This window comes from Micromonospora sp. NPDC051296 (assembly GCF_040682255.1).
Classification (GTDB): Bacteria; Actinomycetota; Actinomycetes; order Mycobacteriales; family Micromonosporaceae; genus Micromonospora; species Micromonospora craterilacus.
On record NZ_JBFBAO010000252.1, the window covers coordinates 1 to 10,602 of the forward strand.

The 10,602-nt window shown below is 73.8% G+C and carries 5 protein-coding genes and 1 pseudogene; all 6 read left to right on the forward strand.

Annotated elements, in window-relative coordinates:
• Positions 1-146 precede the first annotated feature (146 nt).
• On the forward strand, positions 147-2,129 hold the full coding sequence (locus tag AB0M52_RS23495; protein WP_363957387.1) for a thiamine pyrophosphate-dependent enzyme: 1,983 nt from the start codon (positions 147-149) through the stop codon (positions 2,127-2,129).
• Entirely contained in the window at positions 2,119-3,171 is a 1,053-nt protein-coding gene (locus tag AB0M52_RS23500) for a 2-oxo acid dehydrogenase subunit E2 (RefSeq protein ID WP_363957390.1), read from the forward strand. Before AB0M52_RS23495 ends, AB0M52_RS23500 begins: the two co-directional genes overlap by 11 nt.
• Positions 3,171-5,246, forward strand: a pseudogene (locus AB0M52_RS23505) (condensation domain-containing protein); the annotation flags it as partial. The gene AB0M52_RS23500 and the pseudogene AB0M52_RS23505, both read left to right, overlap by 1 nt.
• A gap of 103 nt (positions 5,247-5,349) precedes the next feature.
• A complete protein-coding gene (locus AB0M52_RS23510; RefSeq protein WP_363957399.1) occupies positions 5,350-6,099 on the forward strand; it encodes a condensation domain-containing protein in 750 nt (249 codons plus the stop codon).
• Positions 6,096-7,769: an amino acid adenylation domain-containing protein gene (locus tag AB0M52_RS23515; protein WP_363957393.1), complete on the forward strand. Its 1,674-nt coding sequence runs from the start codon at positions 6,096-6,098 to the stop codon at positions 7,767-7,769. Before AB0M52_RS23510 ends, AB0M52_RS23515 begins: the two co-directional genes overlap by 4 nt.
• Before the next feature lie 256 nt (positions 7,770-8,025).
• A partial coding sequence (locus tag AB0M52_RS23520) for a glycoside hydrolase family 38 C-terminal domain-containing protein (RefSeq protein ID WP_363957396.1) occupies positions 8,026-10,602 on the forward strand: 2,577 nt, incomplete at its 3' end.

Consider the following 10,602-nt stretch of genomic DNA (forward strand, 5'->3'; position numbering starts at 1 on the left):
CCGGCTCCGTGAGCTGCCGTTCGACATGCGGCAGCGGTTCCCGTCGATGGCGCGGGGCGAGGACGGGTACTGGCGGCTCCCCGGCGACCCGCTGCCGCTGGTCGTCACGTTCGTCGCCACGAAGCCGGAGCAGTGAGGACGGCACCGTGACCGCACCGCTTCCGCCGGCGCTCACGACCGACCTTCCCGCCGCACCGCTGCTGCAGCGGGCGCTGCTGATCCGCCGGGCCGAGGAGCGGTTGCTCGAACTCTTCGCCGAGGGTGAACTGTCCGGTACCGTGCACTGCTGCATCGGTCAGGAGCTGGTCGGCGCCGCGCTGGGCGAGGTCCTGATCCGGGACGACACCGTCTTCTCGAACCACCGGTGTCACGGGCACTACCTCGGCGCCGGGCACGACCTGGAAGGACTGTTCGCCGAGATCATGGGCCGCCGCGACGGGGCCTGCGGTGGCCTCGGCGGCAGCCAGCACCTGCACCGGGACGGCTTCTACTCCGGCGGCGTCCTCGGCGGCCTGGTGCCGATCGCCGCCGGAGCCGGCATGGCGCACCGGCTCGACGCCTCCCCCGGGATCGCCGTCGCGGTCATCGGCGACGGCACGCTCGGCGAGGGCGTGCTCTACGAGACGATGAACCTGGCCGCGCTCTGGCGCCTGCCGCTGCTGCTGGTCCTGGAGCGCAACGGCGTCGCGCAGTCGACCGACACCCGCACCACCACCGCCGGCACCGCCGCCGGGCGTGCGGAGGCGTTCGGCATCCCGGTCGTGGAAAGCAGCACCGGGGACCCGGCCGCGCTGTCCGCCGCCACGGCGCACGCCGCCCGGGCGGTCCGCTCCGGCGCGGGGCCGGTGATGCTGATCATCGACACGTACCGGTTGGCCCCGCACTCCAAGGGCGACGACCACCGCGATCCGGCGCGGATCGCCGCGGGTTGGTCCCGTGACCCGCTGCGCCGGGCGCTGGACCAGGGCGGGGAGACCGTCGCCGCGCTGGACCGGGCCGCGCGCGGGCGGGTGGCGCAGGCGGTGGAGGCCGCCCGGGCCTCGCCGATACCGGATCCGGCCGTGCTGCTGACCCGGCCGGCCGACCCGGAGCCGGCGCGCTTCCACCGGATGGCCGCCACCGACGGCCGGCGCGTCGTCACCGCGCTGCGCGACGGCCTCGAGGCGCTGCTCGACGCGGACCCGGGAATGCTGCTGCTCGGCGAGGACGTCGAGGATCCGTACGGTGGCGCGTTTCGGGCCACGGCCGGGCTGAGCACGTTGTTTCCCGGCCGGGTTCGCAACACGCCGATCTCCGAGGCCGCGATCGTCGGGGTCGGCACCGGGCTCGCGCTCGGCGGCCGGCGCGCGCTCGTGGAGATCATGTTCGGCGACTTCGTGCTGCTCGCCGCCGATCAGCTGATCAACCAGGCGGCGAAGCTGCGCGCGGTCTACGGCGCCGGCGGGCCCGGCCGCCTGATCGTGCGCACCCCGATGGGCGGACATCGCGGGTACGGGCCCACGCACAGCCAGACGCTCGACCGGCACCTCGTCGGCGTGCCCGGCCTGCGAGTCGCCGCGCTGCACAGCCTGCTCGACCCGCTCACCGTCTACCGTGGACTGCTGGACGCGGACGGCGACCCTGCGGTCGTGCTGGAGAACAAGCTGCTCTACGGCCGCCGGCTCGGCGCGGGCGTGCCGGACGGGTTCGTCGCCTGGCAGACCGCGGACGCGCTGCCGACCGTGCGGGTGGCCGCGGACGACACCGCCGCCGACGTCACGCTCATCGGTTACGGCGGGATGCTCGACGATCTGCTCACCGCTGCCGACCGGCTCTTCGCCGAGCACGACGTGCTCGCCCAGGTCCTCTGCCCGGCCCAGATCTTCCCGTTCGACCTGGGCCCGCTGCGCCCGCTGCTGGCCGGCAGCCGCGCGATCGTGGTCGCCGAGGAGGGGCAGGGCTTCGCCGGTTTCGGTGCCGAGGTCCTGGCCCAGCTCGCCGAACGTCCGGTCGCCGGGTCACCCCGGCTGGCGCGGGTCGCCGCCGCGCCGGTTCCGATCCCGGCCGCCCCTTCGCTGGAACGGGCGGTCCTGCCCACGGCCGACTCGGTCGTCGCCGCGACCCTGGAGGTACTGCCCAGTGCCGGCTGAAGTGATTCTGCCGAAGCAGAACCCGAACGACGACGCCGCCGAAGTGCTCCGCTGGCTGGTCGCCGACGGCGACCAGGTCTCGGCCGGCGACGACCTAGTCGAGGTCGAGTCCACCAAGGCGGTCACCGTCATTGAGTCACCCGGCCCCGGCTACCTGCGGCGGCTCGCCGCCGAGGGTGACGTGGTCCCCACCGGGGCGCCGATCGCACTGCTCTTCCCCTCGCTGGACGAGCTGGCCGCGACCGCGACCGCACCGGACCCGGGCGAGACCGCGGCGGCCGTGACCGGGCCGCGCTTCTCCGCCGAGGGCCTGCGCGAGCTGCGGCGGCTCGACCTGAGCGCGGACCTGTTCCAGGGACGTGGCCTCATCACCGGCGCGATGGTCCGCCGGACCGCAGCGGAGCTGACGCACGCCGGGCCCGCGGTGCGGCGCACGCCGATCGGCCCGGCCAAACAGACCGAGATCGCCCGCCTGCACGCGGGCGGCGCCGCGCTCGCCAGCGCGCTCACCGTCGCGTTCGGCGCGGACGCCCTCGACCGGGCGCCGGCCGAGGGCGACGTGTCACCGCTGCCGCTGGCACTGATCATTCACGCGCTGGCCGGCGCCCTGACCGAGTTCCCCGGACTGAACGCGCGTTTCGCCGGTGACCACGTGGAGCAGTACACCGACATCAACGTCGGCGTGGCGGTGGACGCCGGGCACGGCCTGCGGGTGCCGGTGATCAAGCACGCGGACCGGCTCGGGCCGGAACAGATCACGCTCGACCTGCTCGACCTGCTCGCCGCGTACCACGATCGTGGCCTGCACGCGGACGACGTCGCGGGTGCCACGGTCACCGTCAGCGACCTGTCCGGGCAGAACATCCTGCAGTTCCAGCCACGGATCAACCAGGACCAGACGCTCGCGGTCGGCGTCGGCGCGGATTCCTCGCTGCCCGGCCGTCCGATGACGCTGACCGCGGTCTTCGACCACCGGGTCTCCAGCGGCCGGGCCGTGGCCGACTTCCTCACCCGGGTGCGCGCGCGGCTGCTGGAGGATTGATGAGCGACCCGCTCGCCGCACAGCTAGCCGGGCTCACCCCGGAGCAGCAGCGACTGTTCCTGCAACGCCTGCGGGTGCGCCGGCGCCGGCGGAGCGCCGAGGAGCGGCCAGCGGCAGCGGCAGCGTCCTGGCCGCTGTCCCCCGCCCAGGAACGGCTATGGCTGCTGGAGACGCTGACGCCGGGCGACCCGGCGTACACCGTGCCGTTCGCGATCCGGATCGCCGGCCCGCTCGACCGGCCGGCGTTGGAGACCGCAGTCCGGGCGGTGCTGGACCGGCACGGCGCGCTGCGCACCATCATCGTCGAGCAGGGCCCGGCGCAGGTGGTCCGCGACGACCTGCACGCCGCGCTCGCCTGGACCGACCTGTCTGGGTTGCCGGCGCCGGAGCGCGCCACCACGTTCGACCGGCTCGCGGCCGAGCACGGCGTCCGGACCTTTGACCTGACCACCGGGCCGCCGGTGGCGCTGCACGCGGTCCAGCTCGACGATCGGGAGACCGTGCTGCTGGCAGCCGTGCACCACATCGTCTTCGACGCCGCCTCGGTGACGATCGTCCTCGACGACCTGGCCGCGGCGTACGACGACGCGGTCGCCGGCCGGCGCAGCACGTCCGCCGGCCCTGGGCACGAGTTCGGGGAACACTGCGCGGCGGAGCGTGCCGCGGACCGGGAACGCGGGCTGACGTACTGGACGGACACACTGCGCGGCGCCCCACCGCTGTCCACGCTGCCGGCGCACCGGGCCCGGGCCGAGTCCGGGCCGGGCGGGCAGGTGCCGCTGCGGCTGCCGGCCGGCCGGACCACCGCGCTGTTCGCGCTGCTGCGGGCGGAGCGGGTGACGCGGTACGCGGCGCTGCTCGCTGCGGCCAGTCTGGCGCTGCGGCGCGCGAACGGGCAGGACACCGTGGTCGTCGGCGTGCCGGCGAGCACGCGTACCCGGCCGGAGCTGGCCCGCGTGGTCGGCTGCTTCTACAACCCGCAGGCGCTGCGGCTCGACCTGGACGGCGACCCGACGGTCCGGGAGCTGCTGCGTCGCGCCCACCGCGCCGTCGGCGGAGCCCAGGCGAACGCGGACGTGCCGTTCGGGGACGTGGTCCGGGCCCTGCGCGCGACCCGCGGCGACCGGCACAACCCGCTGTTCCAGACCATGCTGAGCCTGCTCGACGCGCCGTCGCGGGAGCGGCACGGCGGCGGGGCGCGGTTCACGCTCGACCCGGCGCCGGCCGGGCGTACCGACATGGACCTGTTCGTCACCGTCACGGTCGGCGCGGACGGCGGCCTGGTCGGCGTCTGCCGGTTCGCCGGCCACCTCGACGAGCCGGACGTGGCCGCGTGGACGGCCGACCTGACCGGGCTGCTGGATCGGCTGGCGGACGGCGCGGACCAGCCGATCAGCCGGTTCGCGCCGATGCCGGACGTGGTCCGGCCCGCCGTGGCGGCATCCGCGGGGGCCGCCTACCGGGCGCCGGGCACCCCGACGGAGGCACTGCTGGCCGGTGTCTGGGCGCGGGTGCTCGGCGTGGACCGGGTCGGCGCGGACGACAACTTTTTCCAGCTAGGGGGCGACTCCATGCAGGTGGTCCAGGTGATCGCGGAGGCGGCCGCGGCCGGGCTGTCCCGCTCCCCGGGCGACCTGCTGCGCCACCCGACCGTCGCCGGGCTCGCCGCCCTGGCGCCCCGGCAGCCCCGGCGACGGGAGACGGTGGTCGCTGGTGACGTGCCGCCGACCCCGGCGCAGGCGTGGTTCCTGACCGAGATCCTGCCGCACCTGAGCCGTCCCGGGCACTTCAACCATCCGTACCATGCGGAGCTGCTCCGGCCGGTGACCGCAGCCGAGCTGTCCGGCGCGGTGACCGCGCTGGCCCGCCGGCACGACGCGCTACGGCTGCGACTTGTCCCTGACGGCGACGGACGGCGACGGCAGATCAGCGTCGCGGACGCCGGGCCGGTGCCCTTCGACACGCACGACCTGCGCGACGCTGACGCGGAGAAGGCAGACCGGCTCGCCGCGGACATAGCGGATACGGCACAGCGTGGCCTGTCGCTGTCGGCGGCACCGATGCGGGCCGTCCATTTCCGGATGCCCGGCGGGCAGCCCGACCGGCTCCTCCTCATCTGCCATCACCTGCTGATCAGCGTGGGCGCGCCTGCTCCGCGACGCGGCCACCGCGCCGGAGCTGACCGGCCAGCGCACGTTCTGGCGCGCGCAGGCCCGCGCCGAGGAACTGCCGGTCGACCTTCCCGGCACCGCCGTCCGGTTCGGATCGCGGGCCGGGGTGCGCCGTGTCCTCGCCGCCGACGTCACCGCGCGGCTTGCCGCGGAGGCGCGCGCGGCCGGTACCGGCCTCAGCGACCTGCTGCTGGCCGCCACCGCCGTCGCGGTCGCCGCGTGGCAGGGCGGGAACGAGCTGACCGTCGCGCTGGCCGCGCCGGGCCGCAACGGGCCGCCCGGCCACGACGTCGACGTGACGCGGACGGTCGGCTGGTTCCAGTACTTCTACCCGCTTCGCCTGCGCCTGGGCCGCCCGTCAACCCTGCCGCGGCTCGCCGGCGAGTTGCGCGCGCAGATCGGCGCGGTGCCGATGCACGGGCTCGGGCACGGCCTGCTCACCCACGCACACCCCGATCCGGCGGTACGGGAGGAGATGGCGCGATCGGCCGGGCCGCAGGTCAGCTTCAACTACCTGGGCGAGATCGGCTCCTGGGACCGGCAGCCGGCCGCCCGGGTCCTGCGGCCGTCGGCGCACCCGTCCGGCACTGCCCAGGATCCGGCGGGCCGCTGGCCGTACCTGCTCGACATCGCCGGTGAGCTGCGCGAGGGCCGGCTGCGGTTCGTCGCACACCACGGCACCGGACTGCACCGCACGGCAACCGTGGACGGGCTCATGGACGAGATCGTTCGACTCCTGGACGGGGGCGCGCGATGACACACCTCGTGGTGGTCAACGATGAGGAGCAGTACTCGATCTGGCCGGCCGACGGGACGACGCCACCGGACGGCTGGCGCGAGACCGGGTTCACCGGCAGCCGCGTGGAGTGCTTGGCACACATCGGCCGGGTGTGGACCGACCAGCGCCCGCGCAGCGCGCGCGGCGACGGCGTCCACGACCTGGTGGAGGTGCAGGTCGCGGCGCGCCCGAACGAGCCGGCCGTGGCGGACGCGACGACCGGGGACACGCTCACGTACGCCGGGCTGTGGTCGGCGGCCGGTGCGCTCGCGGTCGACCTGGCCGGCGTCGGCGTCGGCGCCGGTGACATCGTCGGCCTGCGGGTGAACCGCTCCGTCGACCTGGTGGTCGCGATGCTCGCCGTCACCCGGGCCGGCGCGGCCTATCTGTGCCTGGACGCGGACGCGCCGCCGGACCGGGTCACCTCGGTCCTCGACCAGGCCAAGATCGCCGCGATGCTACACCCGGCCGGCGCCGCCGACGGCATGCCGGTCACCCGCGGCCTGAGGCTGGCCGTGCACCGGGACGCCGCGTCCGCCGGGAGCGCGTTGCCGCCGGCGACCGACCCGGACGACCCGATCTACGTCATGTACACGTCCGGGTCCACTGGCGAGCCGAAGGGCGTGGTGGTGCCGCACCGCGCGGTGCGACGGCTCGCCGTCAACCCGCTGTTCTGCACCATCGCGCCCGGTGACCGCGTCGCGCACGCGGCCAACCCCGCGTTCGACGCCGCCACGTTCGAGGTGTGGAACACGCTGGTCGCCGGCGGCACCGTGGTGGTCTTTCCGGCGCTGACCGACGTGACGTTCGCACGGTGGAGCGCGCTGCTGACCTCGGCGGGCATCACCACCATGTTCCTCACCACGTCGCTGTTCCACCTGATCGCCCGGGAACGACCGGCCGCGCTCGCCCCGCTGTCCAACCTCGTCGTCGGCGGCGAGCAGCTGGACCTGACCGCGGTCCGCCGGGTCCTCGCCGCCGGTCCGCCCGGCCGGATCGTCAACGGGTACGGGCCGACGGAGACCACCACGTTCGCCGCCTATTTCGACTGCACCGAGGCAGGTCTCTCCGATGTGGACCGGATTCCGATCGGCCGGCCGCTGCAGCGGACCACGCTGCGGATCCTCGACGAGAACCTGCGGCCCACACCGCCGGGCGAGACCGGCGAGCTGTGCGTCGGCGGCCCCGGCGTCGCGCTCGGCTACCTGCGCCGGCCCGACCTTACTGCGCTGCGGTTCGTCACCGACCCGGCGACCGGCGAGACCATCTACCGCACCGGCGACCTGGCGCGCCTGCGGCCGGACGGCGACTACGAGGTGCTCGGCCGGCTTGACCGCCAGATCAAGCTGTGGGGCTTCCGGATCGAGCTGGAGGAGGTTGAGTCCGCGATCCTTGCCACTGGGCTGGTCGACGCCGCGTTCGTGGAGAAGACCGGTTCCGGCCCCGACTCGATGCTGGTCGGGTTCGTCCTGGCCGCCGGCGACGGCGCGCCGGGCACGCTGCCCCGGCGGCTGAACACGGCGCTCGGCGCCCGGCTGCCCGGCTACATGATCCCGGCCCGCTGGCTGGTGCTGCCCGAGGTGCCGCTCGGTTCCACCGGCAAGGTCGACCGCCGCGCGCTGCACCGAATGCTGCCCGGTCCCCGATAGCTCCCGCACGGGACAGCAACACGGATGCGATGGCGATCCTGCGCCGTGGCTGAGCCGACGCTGCCGGGATCCACCCGCCGGGATTCGCCCTATTGGTTCGATACCAGAAATACGGGCTGCAAAGGTCACCGGGATCGGCGAGCGACGCAGCGAGGAACCCACGCCTGAGCGCATCGGCATGGCCACGAAGCGTTTTGCGCGGATATGGTTGCGATCCCAACCCCACGGAGTCCCGCCCCCACCCCCGGAGTTCCGGATGCACCGGCCGCTGTCCAACCTGACCGAGCGGATCGAACGCGCTCTCAACGAACGGCTCATCCCGGCGCTGTACCGGGACGCCGAACCCGTACGTGTCGAGGCGGCGCACCTGCCCGGCGAGCCGGTGCCGGCGAGCGAGGGGCTGGCGATGGCGTACGCGCCCTTCGCGGTGGGTCAGCCATGGGGGCGCGCCTGGGGCACCACGTGGTTCCGGTTCACCGGAGAGGTGCCGGCACGGATGCGCGGCAGCCGGGTCGAGCTCCTCGTCGATCTCGGCTTCGAGCGGGCCGGGCCGGGATTCCGCTCCGAGGGCCTCGCGTACACGGCCGACGGCACGCCGATCAAGGGCATCGAGCCGCGGACGGCGTACGTACCGATCGCCCGGCCCGCCACCGGTGGCGAACGGGTCGAGGTGTACGTCGAGGCGGCCGCCAACCCCCGGTTCGACGGCAGCGTCTCCCCGCTCGGCGACCCTGAGACGCTGCCCGACCGCCCGCTCTACCGGCTGGACCGGGCGGAACTCGCGGTGCTGGACGAGGAGGTGCACGCGCTCGTCCTGGACGTACAGGTGTTGCACCAGCTGGCGCTGCAACTGGCCGAGACGGACCCCCGGCACCACGAGATCCGCCGAGCCCTGGAACTGATGCTCGACGAGCTCGACGTCGCCGATGTCTCCGGCGGGGCCGCCGCCGCCCGCGCCTGCTTGTCCGGGGTGCTGGCCTCCCCCGCCGTGCCGAGCGCCCACCGGGTCACCGCCGTCGGGCACGCCCACATCGACTCGGCCTGGCTCTGGCCGGTACGCGAGACCATCCGCAAGTGTTCCCGGAGCTTCTCCAACGTCGTGGCGCTCGCCGACGAGTATCCGGAACTGGTCTTTGCCTGCTCCTCCGCCCAGCAGTACGCGTGGCTGCAGGAGCACCATCCGAAGGTGTACCGCCGCGTCGCGGAGAAGGTGGCCACCGGCCAGTTCCTCCCGGTCGGCGGCATGTGGGTGGAGTCCGACACCAACATGCCGGGCGGCGAGGCGATGGTGCGCCAGTTCACCCAGGGCAAGCGGTTCTTCGCCGCCGAGTTCGGCGTCGAGCCCCGGGAGGTCTGGCTCCCCGACTCGTTCGGCTACTCGGCGGCGCTGCCGCAGCTCGCCCGGCTGGCCGGGTTCCGCTGGTTCCTCAGCCAAAAGATGTCGTGGAACCAGACCAACCGCTTCCCGCACCACACCTTCTGGTGGGAGGGCATAGACGGAAGCCGGGTCTTCACCCACTTCCCACCCGCCGAAACGTACAGCTCAGAGCTGTCCGGGAAGGATCTGGCGTACGGGGTGAGCAACTTCGCCGAGCACGGGCGGTCCAGCGTGTCGCTGCTGCCGTTCGGCTACGGGGACGGCGGGGGCGGCCCGACCAGGGAGATGCTCGAAACCGCCCGGCGAGTGGCCGACCTCGAAGGCTCGCCCAGGGTCGCCATCCGCACCCCTGCGGAGTTCTTCGCCGAGGCGGAGCGGGAATACCCGGACGCCCCGGTGTGGAGCGGCGAGATGTACCTCGAACACCACCGGGGCACGTACACCAGCCAGTCGGCGATGAAACGTGGCAACCGGCGGACCGAGCACCTGCTGCGGGAAGCCGAGTTGTGGTCCACCGCCGCGGCCCTGCGGGCCGGGCATCCGTACCCGTACGCCGAACTCGATGCCATCTGGCAGGAAACGCTGCTGCTCCAGTTCCACGACATCCTGCCCGGCAGCTCGATCGCCTGGGTGCACCGGGAGGCGCGGCAGACGTACGCGAAGCTGGCGGACCGGCTGGAAGGGGTGATCGAGTCGGCGCTGACCGCGCTGACCGGCCCCGGGTCGGTGCCGTTGACCGCGAACGCCGCGCCGCACGAGCGGGGCGGCGTACCGGCGCTCGGGGTCTCCGCGGGCCGCGGCGGCGCCCCGGACGTGTCGGTGCGGTCCGGACCGGATGGCACGGTGCTGGACAACGGCCTGCTCCGGGTGCACCTCGGCCCCGACGGGACGGTGTCCGCGATCCGCGACCTGGTCGCCGACCGCGACGTGCTTCGGCCCGGCACCGCAGCCAACGTCCTGCAACTGCACCCGGACAGGCCCAACAAGTTCGACGCCTGGGACATCGAAGACTTCTATCGCAACCGGCGCCGCGACCTGACCGAGGTCACCAAGATCGTGGTCGAGGCGGACGATCCCCGGCTGGCCCGGGTCCGGGTGACCCGCGACGACCGGAACTCCGCGTACGTCCAGACCGTGTCGCTCGCGGCCGGCGAGCGCGTGCTGCGGTTCACCACCGAGGTGGACTGGCACGAACAGGAAACCCTGCTCAAGGTCGCCTTCCCGATCGACGTCCAGGCCGCGCAGTCCAGCTCGGAAATCCAGTTCGGCCACGTGCAGCGACCAACTCACACCAACACATCGTGGGACGCGGCGAGGTTTGAGATCTGCGCCCACCGGTGGCTGCACGTCGGGGAGCCCGGCTACGGCGTGGCGCTGGTCAACGACGGCACGTACGGCCACGACGTGACCCGCCAACCACCCGGTGACGTGTTGGGGGCGCAGCCGACCACGGTA